This is a genomic window from Paenibacillus sp. FSL M7-1414, assembly GCF_038003195.1.
In the GTDB taxonomy this organism is placed as follows: domain Bacteria; phylum Bacillota; class Bacilli; order Paenibacillales; family Paenibacillaceae; genus Paenibacillus; species Paenibacillus amylolyticus.
Genome location: NZ_JBBOOS010000001.1, coordinates 3,903,854 through 3,922,540, shown reverse-complemented (window position 1 = coordinate 3,922,540; position 18,687 = coordinate 3,903,854). Strand labels below are relative to the sequence as shown.

Below are 18,687 nucleotides of genomic sequence, written 5' to 3'. Positions count from 1 at the left end.
TAAATGAAGTCAGTTCCTAGTTTTATATACACCTCTACCTATAGTAAGAAATAAAGGGCCGCATAACGCTATGTGGCTCTTTGATATGCCTTCATATCGTCGAATTAGACAGGATAAGGGAGGAAGGGACAGCGGAAAAAGACGAAAAGAGCTCTCTTTTTCTTAACTTCAGATAACAAGGTAGAAAAGATGTTTTTTGCAGAAAATTATGCTCATAAAAACTGCGCATAATATAAATTATACGCAGTTTTGTCTTAAATCCATTTTCATATTCAATCACGTGCAACAGATCATGATAAATTTCGCGGAAAAAGAACAAAATAAGTGATCTACAAAAATAAATTTAACCAAGCAACGCGATAACGTGTAGAATTCGATAGGTTTTTATAGGTGATCGATAAGATAGAACAAATGACTTTTTCATAGAACAGATGGGAAGTCATCCAATCGCTGCTACATCCATAGCACATTCAAGATTCATGACGAGAGGAACATAATTATGCATGAGAACAAACAACGATCTTCATTATTTCGTAAAAAACCAATTGCCTCCGTGGGCGATAACAGCAGTGCATTGAAAAGGGCGCTGGGTCCGTTGGACTTAACCACACTTGGGGTGGGTGCCATTATTGGTACCGGGATTTTTGTGTTGACTGGTGTAGCTGCCGCAACGTATGCGGGCCCGGGACTTGTACTGTCATTTTTACTGGCGGGTATCATATGTGCATTCGCGGCATTATGTTACTCGGAATTTGCCTCAAGCATACCGGCCTCGGGCAGTGCGTACACCTATAGCTATACGGCTTTTGGCGAAGTGATTGCCTGGATTCTGGGATGGGATCTGATATTGGAGTATGGATTCGCAAGTGCGGCGGTAGCCAGCGGATGGTCTGGATATTTCCAAACGTTATTGTCCGGATTCGGACTGGAGTTACCCCATGCGCTAACGAGTGCGTTCAGCCCGGAAAAGGGAACTTATTTTGACATCACAGCTGCGGTCATTACGTTAATTATCACTTTCCTGCTTACCCGAGGGGTGAAGGAAGCTGCTCGTGCGAACGGCATCATGGTAGCGATTAAAATTATCGTTGTGCTGATCTTCATTGGTGTAGGTGTTTTCTATGTAGAGCCAACCAACTGGCAGCCATTTTTGCCTTTTGGTATCTCAGGTGTAACAGCTGGAGCAGCAACCGTATTTTTTGCTTACATCGGATTTGATGCGGTCTCCACAGCGGCAGAAGAAGTTAAGCAGCCACAACGGGATTTGCCGATTGGAATTATTGCGTCACTGGCAATCTGTACCGTTCTCTACATTGTTGTATCATTGATCCTCACAGGGATTGTGCCTTATAACATGTTGAATGTAAGTGATCCAGTTGCGTTTGCATTTGAATTTGTTCAATTGAAAGGATTGTCCTGGATTGTATCTCTTGGAGCGATTGCCGGCATTACGACCGTATTGCTGGTCATGATGTATGGTCAGACACGTCTGCTCTATTCCATGTCTCGTGACGGCCTGCTGTCACCTGTCTTCTCCAAAGTTAGTGGCAAGAGTCAGACACCAGCGGTAGGGACATGGGTTGCGGGCATTATCGTCGCTTTGTTCTCCGGGTTCATCTCGTTGGGTCATTTGGCGGAGCTTACGAACATCGGAACGTTGTTTGCTTTTGCAGTTGTAAGTCTGGGCATTATTGTGTTGCGTAAAAATAACCCGGATCTCAAACGCGGATTCCGCGTTCCACTTGTGCCGCTGATTCCGATTCTGAGTGCCTTGGGTTGTGTATACTTAATGACACGCCTTGCAGCGCTGACATGGATTACGTTTTTTGCTTGGTTGATCATCGGATTAATTATCTACTTTGCGTATGGAAGGCATTACAGTCATCTGAATCCGAAACGCCGGATCTCGAGTGCTTTCAGGGCAAAGGATAAATAGATTAGTCGAGAACGTCTTTAACCGAGAACATCTTTATTTTTCCTCATTTCGTATCGCTTAGGCGAAGCGGGATGGGGATTTTTTTATATAGAAAGATAAAGGAAGATAACAGCAGGGGAGGGTTGGGATTTTCTTCATATATGGGTAAGTAATAAGGGACGTGACGAACTTAATCACGGGGGCGGGGTTGCGGCTAAGCCAAATATGAAATATATTTGGGGATGTGACATGCCATCAGACATAAGAGAGGGGATGTATCATGAACACACCATTACATACGAATTCAGATCATCAAAATGCAGCTTTTGGATTTGCATTAGCTGACTCATCCGTACTTGCAGAGGCACAATTAGTTGTTTCACAATCAGGAGGTGCAGGTGACCTACAGTTAGATATTGATCCGCAGCGCCTTCTGAAGGATGGACGTAAAGTATCTGTCATTGCACAACAGTTGGACTCACCGGTCAATCGTCAGGATGCCAATATCATCTATGGTCAGGAGCTGGCATACGTGCAGTATGCTGTTAACCTGAAACCGGATAGCTCAATCTCCATTGCATCTATTGAAGGCGTTGAACAGTCTGTTAATCTTGGTTGGTCAGTATTTACAGAGGGGGAATACGAACTTCGAATCTCCCTGCATATGAAAACACCTCGTATTGCTGAAGGTACACTCGAACCTGAACAACTTGCAATGGTTAAGTATGCGCAAGTTATCACCGTATATATATCGCTTTTCCCGGCAGAAGCAGCGTCGTTGAGTTCACCATCTCAAGCTGTGTGGAGCAGAAACCATCATGTGTTTGACTCCTACGGGAGAGGAGGATTTATTCTCGCTGACCTGCCTCGACTCGCTGAACGCGTAGAGGCACTGATGGGACCGGGTAACCATAATCTGATCGAGCAATTTGCCGAAGGGAATCTGTCAGATACGTTGCTGGAAGAGGGGCTGATGGCAATTGCCTGGGGCGTGACTCCGTGGTGTTATTCACTCTATTCTGCACCAGATGAGCAGTCTGCTCGAATACTCGCCGTGGACAAGCTGGGCGATGAACCTGAACGGCAAGGGATCTACCATCTCGATCCGTCCATTCAACAATTAAGTATCGTACCTGCGAATGAGCTAGCTTACTGGCCTGCCTGCGTTCAGAACGATTGGCCTGTCATTGATGTGGCGGGTGAAGGCGAGACGTTGCACATGGATTTATATACTCAGATCTGTGAATCCGTGAATGGCCTGCACGAGAATCCATTGCCATCGTTTGTACTTACCCGTAGTCAAGGCAAACCCGAAACGATCATTCCGCTGATTGACATTGTCATTGTGGATGAAGCCTAGGGGCTCTGTTCAGCTTAAGAAGGTTGTTCTGTCATCGCAGTGCCCGTGTAAATAATCTTAGTCAATTTATAAAGAACCGAATTGAGGTGACGTAGACAGATGATGACCGAGGAGATTCAGGAGCAATATGCGGACGAGCTAGAAGCTTTTCACATATGGATGAAGGACGCCGGATATACAGGCCATACGGTAAAATCATACACGGGTGACGTGGTGGAATTCCTGGTCTCCATTCAAGGGAAGTCACTGGAGCAGGTCAAAAAGCTGCATGTGTTGTCTTTTCTGTCCCGCGCGCGGGAGCGTGGGGTTAGTGATGCCACGAGAAATCGCAAACATGCGGCGGTGAACTGTTTTTACAAGTCCCTCATTGAACTCGAATTGTTAACGAATAATCCGGCGTTTGGGATCAAAAAATCCAAAACCGAGAAAAACCGTGCGCCCGTTTTTCTTGATGAAAGTGGGCTGACACGTTTCCTGGAGTCGGTAGAAGGCAAGTATCGCACACGCAATCTGGCTGTTTTTCTACTGATGGGATATATGGGATTACGGGTTGGAGAAGTGCATGCGTTGGATTGCAAAGACTATAATGCGGAGCGGCGTACATTAGATGTATTTGGTAAAGGTCGTAAATGGCGCTCACTCCCTGTACCGGAGACTGTGGCAAAAGTATTATCTCAAGCGATGGCTGAGCGTCTCGATCCTTGGCGGCCAAAAGAGGAAGCACTATTTGTCTCGCAAAAAGGGAAGAGACTGTCGATTCGCAGCATCCAGCTCATATCTACGGAAACCTTTGAACGCTTCCAGCAGGAATCACCAGCCAATCAACGTCAAAACTACTCCAGTCATAAGCTGCGTCACTCGTTCGCGACCATGATGTTACGGCGTGGAGCCGACTTGCGTACGGTACAGGAACTGCTTGGTCATGCATCGATTCAAACAACAACCGTGTACACACACGTCACCAGTAGGGAGAAAGAAGAGGCTATGGCTTTGCTGGACGTTAAACTTCCGACATATTAGAAGTGAAAAGCTAATATTTAATCCGAAAAGGAGTCTGTCCAAGTGACAGGCTTTTTTTGTTATTGATTTGGATGGTGGATATTTAAACATAATTAATATTATGTAAACTAATATCTGAAATCTAAATAGGCCTATAATAGAAATCAAACAAAAGAACCATTCGCCTCTTCTCTTTAGAAGAAACAAATGGCCCTTTTGGCTAAGACAGATATCTTAATTTACAACTTTTAACGTGCTGAATCGTTCACGATATGAATGACTGCGCGATTGAATTACTCGAGTCCAGCGATCTGTTCTTTTAATTTGTTAGCAGAAGCCTGGAAAGCCACTTTTTCGGTTTCATTCAACGGAAGAGGCAGAATTTCGCGCACACCGTTGCGATCGACAACACATGGAACACCCAGATAAACATCCGATACACCATTGTAATCTTCAAGGTACGTGGATACGTTCAGAACGGAGCCTTCGTTGCCGAGAATTGCAGCTACAATGCGGTCCAGAGCAAGGGCGATTGCATAGGAAGTCGCTCCTTTGGCATTAATAATCTCATACGCTGCATTTTTGGTACGGTCGAAGATATCCTGTTGTGTTTCTTCATCCAATTCCAGATCTGTTCCTGCAACGTTAGCCAGGCTCCATACCGGTACTTCGGAATCTCCATGCTCACCAATAATGTGTGCGTGAATACTACGCGGGTCGATCCCTTTATTTTTACCAATCAGGTAACGGAAACGTGCGCTATCGAGCAATGTACCTGAACCGATGACACGGGAGGCAGGCCACCCACTTTGTTTCCATGAAGTATAGGACAAAATATCTACAGGATTGGTTGCAATCAGCAAAATACCATGAGAATTCACTTCAGTAATGCGCTCAATAATATCTTTGAAAATGCTTGCATTTTTCTTCAGCAGATCAATCCGGGTTTCGCCCGGCTTCTGGGAAGCACCGGCTGTAATAATAATGATATCTGCATCTTTGCAGTCGGAATAATCGCCAGCCCATACTTTCACGCCTCCCGTAAATGGAAGACCGTGGTTCATATCCAGCATTTCGCCGGTTGCTTTATCATGATTCACATCCACAAATACCAACTCGGACGAACGCTGTCTCAACATTAGCGTGTATCCCGTTGTTGTTCCCACCGCACCCATGCCTACAATCACGACACGACTTGGTTTCAGAGCTGCACTATTTGTCATGTTCAATATCCTCTCCTTTTTGGGTTATACTCCCATCCATATTAAGGGATTAGAGAATATAAAGCGAGTGTTGTCTATAAAATAGTTCACATTTCATGTCTTTTTACCAATTATTCCGTCGAAAAACAGTTTAGGATGAAATTAATGGTAATAATTGTGCGACCTATAGCCTAGAGTATGAGCTGGAAAAAGGGAGCGGGCCGACCATGAGTGGGCAATGAGCCTTTTACATAAGGTTTGTGGTAGAATAGGAGCAGTGGATTCTGATGAATCGTAAATAAAAACGCCATAGGACAGGCATGCGCGCCTGTATATTGGATGAGAGAGGTGGAACCCACTTGCGTTTGCAATGGATTAAAATCGCGCAGACAGCATTGCTGTCTATAGGTATAGCAGCTGTATTGGCTGCATGCACCGACTCAGATCAACCTCCGGTAGCAGAACCTCCGCAGCAGCAGGAGGACGCCGGGAATACAGGGCAGACGTTAACTGTCGTTCCCCCTGTGAACAGTACAGAATCTGCAGATATGGCCAAGTACCAAATACAGACCCGTTTGACCGATTTTCAGTTGCTCAATGACAACGGAGGATTGGCGTGGGGTGTGACGCGGAATGCGCTGCGCCTGTACTACACTCAGGATCAGGGAAAGACCTGGACCAATATTTCACCTTCGGAAAATGTACAATTTCCGGCTAACCCTAAATATGGACAAAGCATTTATTTTGTAGATCGTGCGCACGGTTGGATTGTTCGTGAAGGTATGGGTGGAACAGATACCATGGTGCTTCGCACCAACAATGGGGGCGTGACATGGAGTCTGTCTTCTCTGTCCAAGACGGATAAAGTGACTGCGATCTCATTTGTATCTCCTGAGAAAGGCTGGATTCTCACCACGGTCGATACCGCTATTGGTAAACAGGACAAGAAACTTTACTTTACCGAGGACGGTGGAATTACCTGGAATCGGATGTCATCCAGTGATGAAGATGGCAAACAGGAAGCAGAAGAGATTTCCAAACGTGGATACACCACGGGCATGACTTTCTCGGATCCAAAACATGGTTTCTTAACAGCGCTGGAGTTCGGCACACCGAAGTTGTATGTAACATCAGACGGTGGAGAGAACTGGGATACTGGACCATCTTTCTTTGATCGAAACAAATTCAACGGGTGTGGGAATTTCAGTGTTAGTTCACCACAATTTTTTGGACGTGAAGCGCAATCAGCCTGGATGTCAATGTCCTGTTCTAAAGGGGAGAGCACGACATTCAATGGATTTTTTACCACCGACGGCGGAAAGAGCTGGAAGCTGTCCAATTTCACTTTAAACAAACAAACGGGTCCGAATCGTAACCTTTCACCGGTATTTCTGAACGCATCGGAAGGTTGGGCGATGCAAAAGGGCATAACCTACCACACCAAGGATGCGGGCAAAACGTGGAGCGCTCTTCCTGCAAGCAGTGTACTGGAGAAAATTCTCGAAGATTATCCGGAAATTGTGAAGATGCAGATGGTTACCCCCAAGCTTGGCTGGATATTGGTTGAAAATACAGATGCCAAAAGATCGTTGTTATTGCAAACGGTAGATGGCGGTGGACATTGGAAAGTACTCTAAAGTAGAGTGTTATCGATGTGAATAGATAGGAGAAAGGAGAGGAGCCTAAGGGTTCCTTTTCTTTTTTTGCTTAGTTTGTGAAATAAATCACAAATAAATCCTCTAGAAGGTGATATATTTAACTCAACAAGAGAAGGAGTGATGAAGATGAGAACCAACGGTCAAACTCAATTCACGCAGGCGGATGAATTAACCAGATATATGCTTCAATTATGCTACACATGTGACGATGCGAATCGTTGCACGACAGAGGAAGCAGTGAAGGCATGCATGGCAAAACACGCACAGGCAGACCAGCCCGAACCAGCCGAAGGTGGGGAAGTAACTCGCGGGTATATGGACTTGATGTACGCTTAGTTAGCAAAACTGATCAAAATAAGCTGATATATCAACGTTTTGCCCCTGAAGTGCACCCCTTAGAATAGACATTGGAAAAACCCTTGGGTTTAGCCGATGAAATTCTAGGGGGTGCATTTTTTTATGGCGATTAAAGGACACTTTGAAAGTGTTATCTCGGTTGGTATCACGATTACTATTGTAAGAGGAACGTTAGCAACTGAACCGGTTATTTATTCCGCGACATCTACGAATGACTTTGGCCCTCTGGCACCACAGATTATCACATTTTAGCAAAAGATTTCAACCCACCACTCTTACCACAATTGACGTATACTGCTTTTATAGGCAATAGCCTGGTACCTGTTATTCGTGTAGATCCTGAAAACTTCGATGGGTTCATTGTCTCGGACTAATCTGAACAAAAAGGATAATTATGGTGATATAGGAACAAATCCGATAGCATCGGTAAATATGACTTCACTGGCATAAAGCTGGAGGAGTCATTTTTTATTATTTGGATTTTAAATCCCACAAATGTTAAAGTTAGGATATCCGACAGAAGAGAGGGGAATACTTAAATGGAAACTAAAGCAAATGGAGTTCTCAAAAATTTGACTTACCTTGTTTTAATTATTGTTTTATTCGCAGTTGGATCTATGTTACTCAATAACCAACTTACGCAAGCCAGAACGAGATTTGATGTTAGTCCTTTTTTGATAACAATTATACCAATTGTTTTCTTCGGAGGTATTGGTGTGGTTCTTGGATTAATGATTAGAGGACAATTGAGATCAACAAAACAACAGGACACATCGGGTTTCCTACTGATAACTTTACCGGCTCTTATTGTTTCTTTAAGTTATGTATGGGCCTCATTTGGATGGTTAAATGATTCTGTATATCAATATATTGTTGTTAATGACTATTTAGTGATTGTGGCTAGTGTAATCTTAGGATTCTCTATAATGTCAGCTTTACCAAAGAAAATTTAGGGTAATATTATAATGTAAAAAAAGGGTCAATAAGTGAAGAAGAAATTAGGATTGCTTGCTCTGACTTTAGGATTAATTTTTGGGGTTACTGCCCAACCAACAGCCACGACTGCATCACCAGATGGTACTCCATCTCCGCCTCGATTTGAATTCAATGCTTTAGTAACTGATGAAAATGGAAACAAAGTTGATGTCGAACTTAAAAATGTGAAACAAGTGTCAACTCAAACTAATTCTAATGGATTATTGAGAACTCAAAACGCAGACAGTGAAACAACTGTTACTGAAAGTTACGAGGTTACTGTTTCTCTCCCTACTGATAATGATGCTATAAGCACTTTTGATGAAGGCGAGGGTGGTAAAACAGAGAATAATGTGAAAGCGTATATTTCTATTACTTATAACCATCGTAATAACAAGTAAGAGTGCCTTTGACAATCATAGATCTGCTCTGCGTCAGGTTCTAGCGAGTCGTTTCTTTAGTTCCATCTAAATAGAACTCAGATGAGAAGCAATAAATCAGCTTGTACAACTACAAACGTATGTGAGAGAAAAGTGTAGTAAGATGGATCTGATGTACACTTAGACTAATGATTCACGGAGAATGCTCCTGCGGGAGTGTTCTTTTTGATTTGGAGAGAAATGTATGCGCTTTTAAATGTACTACGCAAATATTGCAGCATGGGTTATTATAGAAATAATTAAGGTGAATCACTCAAAATGTGGATTTTTTTATTGACTTTATCTGAAAGAGAAAGGGCATGAAATTGTAGAAAGGACAAAACTATGAACATTCAAGATCTCCCAATTGAAATAAAAGAACATATAGGGGAAGTCCAGAAAATCACTTTTCCTAAGCAAGGTCATACTTCTACTGTGGCTATACTGGATACGTTTGATCAAAAGTACATCATCAAGAAGACAGAAAACGATCTTTATAATGAATGGTTATCCGATGAATATAAGGTGCTCCAATACCTTTACCATACGGGACTCCCTGTTCCAAAGGTATATTCATTTCATACTGAGGACACATCAAGATGGCTTCTGATGGATTATATTGATGGAATAAGTTTAAGAGAATTTCTCTCTAAGATGCCTGACCTCCAAAGTAAAGAAAAAGCGATTTTTAACTTTGGGCTTTGTTTAAAGAAAATACATGAATGCTCTTGTCCTGTTGAATTATTGAACAATGACAGTCCTTGGTTAGATACAATGCTTAACAAAGCAGAATATAATCTAACTCACTTTGCTATAGACGGATCAGCAGAATTACTTCAACAGTTGAAAGAAGCAAGACCAAAACCAGTAGAGAACACTTTCATTCATGGAGATTTTACTATAGATAATGTGCTAGTTAATGATTGCAATATTGTTGGAGTTATTGACTGGGCAGGAGCAGCTTATGGCGACCCAAGATATGATGTAGCATTAGCTATTAGACCGAAACATAATGCGTTTGACAATGAAAGAGATAGAGAAATATTTTATAACGGGTATGGAAAGTTAAGAATAACGGATGAAGAATATAATTATTTTGAAGACGGGATATATAACTTCTTTTAGTCTGGCTATAAATTGTTCTTCAAACGTATATTAATCTCTCTAGAAGGAGTCGAATAAATGAGCCCTCCAAAACATATCTTATCTGCCGCTGCAATCGTGATAAACGACAAAAATGAATTACTACTTATTAGAGGACCACGAAGAGGATGGGAAATGCCAGGTGGTCAAGTGGAAGAAGGAGAATCTCTAAGTCAAGCTGCGATCCGAGAAACGAAAGAGGAGTCCGGTATCGACATTGAAATTATCAAATTCTGTGGAATATTTCAGAATATCGAAAATTCAATATGTAACACATTATTTCTAGCCAAACCAATAGGAGGAGAATTAATCACATCAACGGAGAGTTTAGAGTCTGGTTTCTTTCCGATCGAAGAAGCCATTTTAAAAGTCGAATGGAAAAACTTCAGAGAAAGAATAGAGTATTGTTTAAAACCTGAGATGCAACCTTTTTGCATTGAGTTCAGCGATAAGAATAATATTTAAGCATGTTACATATTACAGTGTATTTACAGATTCATCATAGATATGGGTCTAGGAATAAAGCCGAATATGACCCATTCAAGAAAGGTAAGGAGGCCAAAGTTTGAGTTCAGGAAAGAAATCTAAACGGCTGGACACTGTTCGTAGTCTCGTTCATGAAATGCTTCTTGAGGAAAGTATTAACAAGGAAGGTATGTTGGTTCATCTTTATGGGGTTTCTAATTTTGCTTCCATGCTTGCTATGAAAAGAGTACAGGATTCGGAAATTACTGCGATTGCAGGGTTACTCCACGGTTTTTATTTCTACAAAACAGGAATCGAAGACTTTCCTGGTCCTAATAGTGCGGATGCTGTTAGACCGATATTACGCAGTGCTGAAATTTTTACGACAGATGAATTGTCTATCATTCTTAAATCAATCTTTTATCAGGAAGATACACATCTAGTTCATGGCCCATATGAAGAAGTTATTAAAGATGCCATACTGTTTCAGATATACTTCCAGAATCCAAATAGAAACTTATCAAAGGCAGAGATAAGTAGAATACAGAATGTATTTACTGAATTGGGGATTTCGAAGGAGAATATAAAAGCAGACGTTAATGTTAATGTGCAAACAGTTCACATAAATACTGAAGAGCGGCGTTCTAAGTTAGCTGATTTAGCAGAAACGCTGGCAAGGCAAAATATTATTGGTACTTCAGGGGATCAACGATATCAGGAAATTTGCAGGTATTGGCCGGATTCTGATATCTGTAAAGTACTTGAAGCCAATTGGTGTGCCGCATTCGTATATCATTGTTGTATGAAAGTTGGAATAAAACTCCCTATTAGATATCCTAATCGAATGTATCGATTAGCTGGGGTGGGTGCTTGGTTGGACTGGGCTCAGCTAGCTGAAACAGGATTCTTTTATCGGGATATGCAAGAAGGATTTGAACCAGAGCGTGGTGATATAGTCATTTATGAGAAGCTCTTAACGGATAATTCTCACGATCACATTGGAATTGTTTTGGCCTGTGACGGTGATCAATTATTGGTTGCAGAGGGGAACACAGACAATAAAAACTACTCTAGCGTTTTATACAGAGAAAGAGGACATTGTATTCTCGGATATATCCGTGTAGATGAAAGCTATCAATTTAATTTTCAAGGAGAGTATAGACCAACTTAGTTGATATACATGGGTGTGCTAGTTTATGTATCTTGAGGTTATGAATTTTGTATCAAAAACATAGGAAGATCACTATCAGAAAGGAAGTTCAATTAATGAAACGAGTCGATGTAGTTTACTCATTACTAACGAATCCCTCCAAATCTAAAGTGCTTGCGGTAAGAAATGTAGGACGTTCAAGCTGGTCTCTGCCTGGCGGAGCTGTTGAACCCGATGAATCATGGGAAGAAGCAGCAATCAGGGAAGCCAAAGAAGAAATAGGACTTGATGTTGGCGTCCACGGCATTGTAGCAATAAACGAGTGTAAATTTGAAGAAATTAAAGAACATGCCATTTTCATCACATTCAGAGCGGAAATCGTCGGAGGGAGAGAAGAGATATCAATACCAGACGAAATCTCTGAGATTGCATGGTTGGATATAACACAGGCAGATGAGCTTATGCCTTACTACAAGAATGGCTTTAAAAGCTTACTTAATGGCAATGAGATTACATATTTCAACGAAGGTAACAAGTAATGTTCTCAATGTAGTGTATAAAGGAGGCTATCAGATGAACAAGTACAGTGTTTATGAAACAAACAGCTTTTATTGGGATACAAAAGGGAATGACTTTTTGAGTGCAATCGTGCTTCCACATTATGGAGCATTTATCTCAGAAGAAAAACACCAACTTTTTGGTGATGTCTCAGGATTAAAGATGTTAGAGGTGGGCTGTGGAAATGGTCAATCCTTGCAGTATCATGGAGACCGCGAAGCAGGTGAACTGTGGGGTATGGATATATCCCAGAAACAGATAGAAAAGACACAACAACACTTGAGAACATACGGAATTCCTGCAACATTGATATGTTCACCCATGGAAGAGGAATGTGGGATTCCTATTAATTATTTTGACGCTGTGTATTCGATTTATGCCATAGGTTGGACAACAGATCTTGAAGGTACTTTCAGCCGAATCGCTTCTTATTTAAAGAAAGATGGCATTTTATTTTCAGCTGGTCTCATCCAATAAACAGATGTGTTGTTGAAGAAAATGATAGATTTGTCTTCAATAAGCCATATTCTGATGAATCTTGGTATGCGGTATCTCCTGATTATTGTCAGGGTGAATTAACCTTGGCTGATCGTCAACTATCAACCTATGTCAATGCGTTAGCGAAAGCGGGATTTGTCATTGAACAAATGATAGAAGAATCCGATGAGGATATCATGCAATTACAAGATCATAGCGATAGTCTCCTTAAAAGAGCGAAGATGTTACCTGTATCCTTTGTGATTAAGGCGAGAAAACGGTGAATAAATGAAACGAATCGGAGAGTGGGCTATGTTTAAATATCAAATGGATACTGCTACCTATATATCGCTATTATTTATGGATTGAAAGCAGATCAATGGAGAACGTAATAAATCAAATTTTATTTTAACTAAAGGAGCTAGTTATGAGAAAATTGCCGCTTTTTATAGTGACAGGCGCAAGTGGAACAGGAAAAACAACGATCTCTTCGCTTGTTCGCAAGCAACTTCCCGAATTTGACATCTTTGACATGGATATCATCGATAACGTGGATTGGCAGATTGCCAAAGAGAATTGGTTGAGGATTGCGTATAACATATCGCTAAGTGGACGAGGGACTGTTTTATGCGGAACGATGGTTCCGGAAAACATTGCATCGTCGGATTACATAGATCGATTTGATCGGATTCTATATATGAACTTGCATTGTGACGATGTTACTCGCGAGACGCGTTTAAGAGCCCGTGGGTGGGACGAGAACCTGGTTGAAGATCACAAAAGTTTTGCCAACTGGTTACTCCAGAATTCGGAAACTGCGTTTGACCCGCCAATGCAAACAGTTGATACGACAGAAGTTACAGTAGAGGGAGTAGCTGAACAAATTAAAGAATGGGTTTTAAAGAACTGGTGCGAGGAATAGACACCTAAAATAACCTCATAGTTAGATTGAGTGGAGGAACAGGATGCTGACTTTTCAAGTGAATGAATCTATTGTATTAAAGCTGATCCAATCTCGAGATAGAGATGAGTTATATGCATTAATTGATGAGAATAGAAAGTACTTGAGAGCGTGGTTACTCTGGGTTGATAAACGACAATCGCCCAGCGATTTAGATTCTGTAATAGAAGTATGGACACATAATTATGAAGAGAGGAACGGTTTTGATTCCGGAATATGGTTCAATGAACAATTGGTCGGGATGTTAGGATTGCATTATATTGATTGGAATAATCGAGCAACGAGCATTGGATATTTTTTAGCTGAGTCAGCACAGGGCAAAGGGATCATTACCAAATCAATAGAGCAATTGCTTAAATATCTCTTTAATGAGTTGAAGTTAAATCGTGTGATCATTCAATGTGCAGAAAACAACTTTAAAAGCAGGGCTATTCCTGAGAAAATCGGATTTACAAATGAAGGTACATCCAGAGAAGCTCAATGGGTCTACGATCATTATGAGAATATTGTGACGTATAGTCTGCTGTCTAGTGAATGGCATACTTAAACGTTAGAGTACATCGTCTGATGAGACGAAGGAGGTCACGAATTGTTTCTCAATGTATTACTTTGGTTGATTATTCTCTGGGTGATCTCCCTTTATTTCAGTTTCCCTAAGAAAGATCGCATGTACACAGTCAATGTGCCAAGCGCATATTACATTCAATCTTCAAATCGGTTAGATATTCAGAAAAACTACGAATGCGCTGCATTTTCCAGTGCGTTTGTCTTGAGACATTTCGGTTTGGAGTCCAACGGAACAAAGCTATATGAAACCTATCCTCGCAAATTACTGGATGGGACGGTATATCCCAAAGCGGTCGTTGTTTTTTTCAGAAAACTAGGATATCAGGCAATGTACTTACGAGGAAATGTGAATACGTTGAAGAAACAGATCAGCCAGGGTGTGCCTGTTATTTTATTTATTAGAGTACATCCCAAACAACGTTATTTGCATTTTGTTCCGGTCGTTGGTTATGATGAAACGCATTTTTACTTGGCAGAATCGTTAGACCACAAGATTAATTGTGATGAAGAATATTACAATCGAAAAATCAGCATAAATGAACTCAACATGTTATGGAGGTCGTGGTTACCTTTTTCTCAAAACTCCTATATCGTCGTACACCCGATGCAGATTTAAGACGGCTCTCTTTCAAGGGACAAGATATATTTCTTTAAACGAACTAATCTGCTTTATTCGGAACGTCTGCTTAGTTAAACCAAGCAACTCATGCCCAAATGGCATGAGTTTTTTTGAACAAATCTCCTCACGTAAACCAGCTCGACTCAATTAATGGTTTTGAACAAAATAGATCAAACGTATAGGCAGTTGCTACTGATTTTATTGTTTTACCTGATAATTAGCGGAGTTTTTTAGTTAAAATGGTTGTTCGTCCACGCATCTTTTCATCTACATACGTACGTTAAACCATGTCTATAGGGAGGTGTCCACACTGTGAGTCATTCAGAAGTGAAGAAACGTATGAAGAGAAAAAAGGCAACATTCCATCCGTGTAAAGTTAAAAGAAAAGAACGCCGATTGAAAGTGGTCAAAAAGTTCGTTCAAGTAAAATGTCCGCCTCCAGAAGTGAATATATCTACCCCTACTGTCGTTGGCCCAACAGGACCACAAGGTATACAAGGCGTACAGGGCGTACAAGGTATTCCAGGTAAACAAGGGGTTGAAGGGCCAACTGGAGCTCAAGGACCAGCAGGGGGGCCACCTGGACCACAAGGGCCTCAGGGACAGCCTGGTCCTGCTGGAGCGGTAGGTTCTCAAGGTCCGGTCGGGCCTGCTGGACCTATGGGAGCACAGGGGATTCCGGGAGAAGCAGGGGCCGTAGGGCCACAAGGTCCGCAGGGTAATCCTGGACCTGCCGGGGCAATTGGGCCTCAAGGTGTTGCTGGAGCTGTTGGGCCGACGGGTGCGACAGGAGCTGCAGGAGCAGTAGGCCCGGCAGGCCCAGCCGGTGCAGCAGGAGCGGTAGGCCCTGCTGGGCCAGCCGGTGCAGCAGGAGCAGTAGGTCCGGCAGGGCCAGCCGGTGCAGCAGGAGCAGTAGGCCCGACTGGTGCTACAGGAGTAGCTGGTCCAGCTGGAGCCACGGGAGGTACAGGTGCAACAGGAGCAGCCGGAAGCGTACTGGGATTTGCTGACTTTTTCGCACTGATGCCACCTGATAATGCAGCAACGGTTGCTCCCGGTACTGATGTAAGCTTTCCTCAGGATGGGCCGACAAGTGGAACAACTATCGCACGTACGGGGCCTAGTTCATTCAATCTGGCAGCCATTGGTACGTATCAGATTTTGTTCCAGGTGAGCATCAATGAAGCCGGTCAATTAATCTTAACTCTCAATGGGGCAGATTTGGCTCCTACTGTAGTTGGGCGAGCAACGGGAACGTCTCAGATTGTGGGTATGGCTTTAGTGCAGACAACCGTGATTAATTCTATTCTGACCGTTCGGAACCCGGCTGGTAATGCTACTGCATTAACAATCACGCCACTTGCGGGCGGAACAAGACCTGTATCGGCACATCTTGTGATCACACAATTAGCGTGAATCAGTTAACAGGCTAGCTAATTGTCCTCAGCTTTATTAAATATGCATCCACAAGGGTAACATGGGTTTGCTTGAACTGAGATAGCAGTGCTTTACCTGAGGCTGTTATCTCAGTTGGAGCGGATAATGGTACAGGAGTAACTACATATCGGATACTCTTTTTGTTTGCGAGGAATGGTGAAAACGTCACTACTAATTATTTTTTCAGTTGATAATATGATAAAATATTGGAAAAACATCAGAGGTGAGTACATGAAGAATGGACACTGGAGAAAAATAACATGGATTGTTGCGGCATTATTATTAATCATGATCACGGCTTGCGGCAATAGCAAATTCAATCCAAACGAATTTTCAGAACAGGATCTGGCTGTGACGAAGACTGACAGTGAGGATAAGATTACGTATGGAATGAGTCAGGAAGAGACGGAGAAAATCCTCGGTGAGGGAACATCAACCGGTGTGGGTCAATCCTATCAATACAATAACGGAATCACGATTGGTTATAGGGATGCCCAAGTCGTTAGTATCATCTTGAATAAGGACTCGAAAGGGTACTTTAAGACGGCTCGCGGGGCAGAGGCGGGGATGACACATCAAGAAATTCTCGATCTGTATGGCAAGGAACATGTTTTGGTCGAATCTGAACGTAATATCGATTATGCCTATCATATTCAGAAGGAAACATTCCTGGATGAGAAGTCGCTGCAAGCGGAAAAAGATGATCTGGCTATCTATCGTGCATCGTTTATGCTGACAAAAGAGGGACAGGTTAATCAGGTTATATTGTCGGATCAACGATTTGCAACAACCTTTAAGTAAAACAGGGCTGCTAGTTAAGCATGTATTAGATAATGAAATAGTACTTATTTTTCGTCTGAAGCAACCCTTCGGTATTCTGCCGGAGGGTTTTTCCCTTCACACCGTTCGATTTCAATCCGGATAACAAGTTCCTTGTTTACGTGCATATACATTACAGGAGACGGGTCAAGACTCCGGCTGTCCTAAGTTGTATGAACGGAGGGAGAGACATGGGCATTGAATCATCCTGGATGTTTGATTTGTTTGGAACCGTCTTTCCGGTTGTATTTGTTCTGATTATAGGTATAGTCCTTCTGTCGATGGGAAAGGAGGTATGGAGGTGGGGACGCAACAACTCGGAGCCGCTATTGACCGTGCCTTCACGTATCACCAGCAGACGGATGAAGCTGAGTCAGTCGCAATCTGAACCGGGTAGTACAGCACGAACGTTATACTACGTCACCTTTGAAGTAGAAAGTGGAGATCGGCTCGAATTCAAAGTCAATGGCGAAGAATATGGTTTGTGTGCTGAGGGGGATGAAGGACGGCTCTCGTTCAAAGGAACGCGTTATGTAGGCTTCGAGCGATATAATCGCGTATATTCTGAACGCCTACGGGGTTAAACTGAGCAGCTTGCGCCAGAATGGCGTGAGCTTTTTTTGATTATTTACTGGACAAGCGTTTCTTAATGGGCCTAACGTGTTTTTATATAAGAAGAGGCTTAATAAGATTATGATCAAAAGATCATTACCATAGAGGAGGCAATCAATATGTCATTTACAGATCAGGTCGTTGTTGTAACTGGTGCCGCTCAAGGGATAGGACGAAGTGTGGCTGAAGCTTATGCGGTCGCTGGAGCCAAAGTTGTACTTGCCGATCACAAGGAAGCCGAGGGTGCCGCAGCCGCAGCTTCCATTCGTAATGAAGGCGGAGAAGCCATCTTTGTGCAATGTGATGTTCGGAGCGAGCAGGATATTACGAATCTTTTTCGGACAACCGTGGAAGAATTCAAGCAAATCGATGTTCTGGTGAATAATGCAGGACTCACCAAGTGGAAGTCACCCTATGAGCTGAAGCTGGAAGAATGGGACGATGTACTCAATACCAATGTGAGAAGTTGCTTTTTGGCGAGTCGGGAAGCAGCCAAACATATGAAAAGCAATGAACACGGGGGTGCCATTATCAACATGGCTTCAACTCGTGCGCTGATGTCTGAACCGGATACCGAAGCTTATGCCGCATCCAAAGGAGCGATTGTAGCTCTGACGCATGCGCTGGCGGTCTCACTGGGCAAGGACCAAATTCGGGTCAATTGTATCAGTCCGGGATGGATTGAGACAGGAGACGTGGAGAAATTGAAAAAGGAGGATCATGAACAGCATCCCTCCGGTCGTGTGGGTGTTCCTTCGGATATCTCCCGTGCTTGTTTATATTTATCTGACCCAAGCAATACCTTTGTCACAGGGACCAACCTCGTTATTGATGGAGGCATGACCCGAAAAATGATATATGAGGACTAGAACCGGGATTGAACCGGGCGAGCCCTAAGCTGTCCCAACTTCAGAGTGATAAGCCCAAGTTAAGCACTTGGGCTTATTTGTTTTTAATAACTCGGTTGCTATAATAAATGTGATTTTACAACAGT

Annotated in this window: 19 protein-coding genes and 1 pseudogene; 19 read left to right on the top strand and 1 reads right to left on the bottom strand. The window is 42.6% G+C overall.

Annotated features, from left to right (window positions below; all coding sequences use genetic code 11):
- The first annotated feature begins 499 nt into the window (after positions 1–499).
- The 3 genes from MHH92_RS16980 to MHH92_RS16970 all read left to right on the top strand — a co-directional run bounded on the left by MHH92_RS16980 (position 500) and on the right by MHH92_RS16970 (position 4,295).
- The gene (locus MHH92_RS16980; RefSeq protein WP_036673796.1) at positions 500–1,936 is read left to right on the top strand and encodes an amino acid permease; all 1,437 of its coding nucleotides are present in this window, start codon (positions 500–502) and stop codon (positions 1,934–1,936) included.
- A gap of 259 nt (positions 1,937–2,195) precedes the next feature.
- Entirely contained in the window at positions 2,196–3,275 is a 1,080-nt protein-coding gene (locus MHH92_RS16975) for a hypothetical protein (RefSeq protein ID WP_340905102.1), read from the top strand.
- Between the two features lie 99 nt (positions 3,276–3,374).
- Entirely contained in the window at positions 3,375–4,295 is a 921-nt protein-coding gene (locus tag MHH92_RS16970; protein ID WP_047843346.1) for a tyrosine-type recombinase/integrase, read from the top strand.
- A 272-nt stretch (positions 4,296–4,567) separates the two neighbouring features.
- Here MHH92_RS16970 and MHH92_RS16965 read toward each other — a convergent pair whose 3' ends face one another.
- The gene (locus tag MHH92_RS16965) at positions 4,568–5,497 is read right to left on the bottom strand and encodes an L-lactate dehydrogenase (RefSeq protein ID WP_036613729.1); all 930 of its coding nucleotides are present in this window, start codon (positions 5,495–5,497) and stop codon (positions 4,568–4,570) included.
- Positions 5,498–5,835: 338 nt separating this feature from the next.
- Here MHH92_RS16965 and MHH92_RS16960 point away from each other — a divergent pair, with 338 nt between their 5' ends.
- The 16 genes and pseudogenes from MHH92_RS16960 to MHH92_RS16885 all read left to right on the top strand — a co-directional run bounded on the left by MHH92_RS16960 (position 5,836) and on the right by MHH92_RS16885 (position 18,562).
- Positions 5,836–7,113, top strand: coding sequence for a WD40/YVTN/BNR-like repeat-containing protein (locus MHH92_RS16960; RefSeq protein WP_340905097.1), 1,278 nt, complete (start codon positions 5,836–5,838; stop codon positions 7,111–7,113).
- A 147-nt stretch (positions 7,114–7,260) separates the two neighbouring features.
- On the top strand, positions 7,261–7,470 hold the full coding sequence (locus MHH92_RS16955) for a hypothetical protein (protein ID WP_340905096.1): 210 nt from the start codon (positions 7,261–7,263) through the stop codon (positions 7,468–7,470).
- 560 nt (positions 7,471–8,030) lie between these two features.
- The gene (locus MHH92_RS16950) at positions 8,031–8,444 is read left to right on the top strand and encodes a hypothetical protein (protein WP_127550656.1); all 414 of its coding nucleotides are present in this window, start codon (positions 8,031–8,033) and stop codon (positions 8,442–8,444) included.
- 33 nt (positions 8,445–8,477) lie between these two features.
- Positions 8,478–8,867 carry a hypothetical protein gene (locus MHH92_RS16945; RefSeq protein ID WP_340905094.1) on the top strand — a complete coding sequence of 130 codons (390 nt, stop codon included), beginning with the start codon at positions 8,478–8,480 and terminating at the stop codon, positions 8,865–8,867.
- Positions 8,868–9,230: 363 nt separating this feature from the next.
- The gene (locus MHH92_RS16940) at positions 9,231–10,010 is read left to right on the top strand and encodes a phosphotransferase family protein (protein WP_340905092.1); all 780 of its coding nucleotides are present in this window, start codon (positions 9,231–9,233) and stop codon (positions 10,008–10,010) included.
- A gap of 57 nt (positions 10,011–10,067) precedes the next feature.
- Positions 10,068–10,493, top strand: a complete 426-nt coding sequence (locus MHH92_RS16935; protein WP_127550659.1) for an NUDIX hydrolase — start codon at positions 10,068–10,070, stop codon at positions 10,491–10,493.
- 100 nt (positions 10,494–10,593) lie between these two features.
- The gene (locus MHH92_RS16930; RefSeq protein WP_340905090.1) at positions 10,594–11,664 is read left to right on the top strand and encodes a CHAP domain-containing protein; all 1,071 of its coding nucleotides are present in this window, start codon (positions 10,594–10,596) and stop codon (positions 11,662–11,664) included.
- A 95-nt stretch (positions 11,665–11,759) separates the two neighbouring features.
- Complete coding sequence (locus MHH92_RS16925) at positions 11,760–12,182, top strand: NUDIX hydrolase (RefSeq protein ID WP_340905088.1); 423 nt, start codon at positions 11,760–11,762, stop codon at positions 12,180–12,182.
- A 34-nt stretch (positions 12,183–12,216) separates the two neighbouring features.
- Positions 12,217–12,962: pseudogene (locus tag MHH92_RS16920) on the top strand (class I SAM-dependent methyltransferase).
- 143 nt (positions 12,963–13,105) lie between these two features.
- Entirely contained in the window at positions 13,106–13,600 is a 495-nt protein-coding gene (locus tag MHH92_RS16915) for an AAA family ATPase (protein ID WP_340905086.1), read from the top strand.
- A gap of 43 nt (positions 13,601–13,643) precedes the next feature.
- Positions 13,644–14,186, top strand: coding sequence for a GNAT family N-acetyltransferase (locus tag MHH92_RS16910; RefSeq protein WP_340905084.1), 543 nt, complete (start codon positions 13,644–13,646; stop codon positions 14,184–14,186).
- Positions 14,187–14,228: 42 nt separating this feature from the next.
- Complete coding sequence (locus MHH92_RS16905; RefSeq protein ID WP_340905082.1) at positions 14,229–14,822, top strand: C39 family peptidase; 594 nt, start codon at positions 14,229–14,231, stop codon at positions 14,820–14,822.
- Positions 14,823–15,137: 315 nt separating this feature from the next.
- On the top strand, positions 15,138–16,241 hold the full coding sequence (locus MHH92_RS16900) for a collagen-like protein (protein ID WP_036613740.1): 1,104 nt from the start codon (positions 15,138–15,140) through the stop codon (positions 16,239–16,241).
- Between the two features lie 252 nt (positions 16,242–16,493).
- On the top strand, positions 16,494–17,063 hold the full coding sequence (locus tag MHH92_RS16895) for a hypothetical protein (protein WP_340905079.1): 570 nt from the start codon (positions 16,494–16,496) through the stop codon (positions 17,061–17,063).
- A gap of 209 nt (positions 17,064–17,272) precedes the next feature.
- Positions 17,273–17,665 (top strand): DUF2500 domain-containing protein, encoded by a 393-nt coding sequence (locus tag MHH92_RS16890; protein WP_340905076.1) that lies wholly within the window; start codon positions 17,273–17,275, stop codon positions 17,663–17,665.
- 147 nt (positions 17,666–17,812) lie between these two features.
- On the top strand, positions 17,813–18,562 hold the full coding sequence (locus MHH92_RS16885; protein ID WP_340905074.1) for an SDR family NAD(P)-dependent oxidoreductase: 750 nt from the start codon (positions 17,813–17,815) through the stop codon (positions 18,560–18,562).
- Positions 18,563–18,687 lie beyond the last annotated feature (125 nt).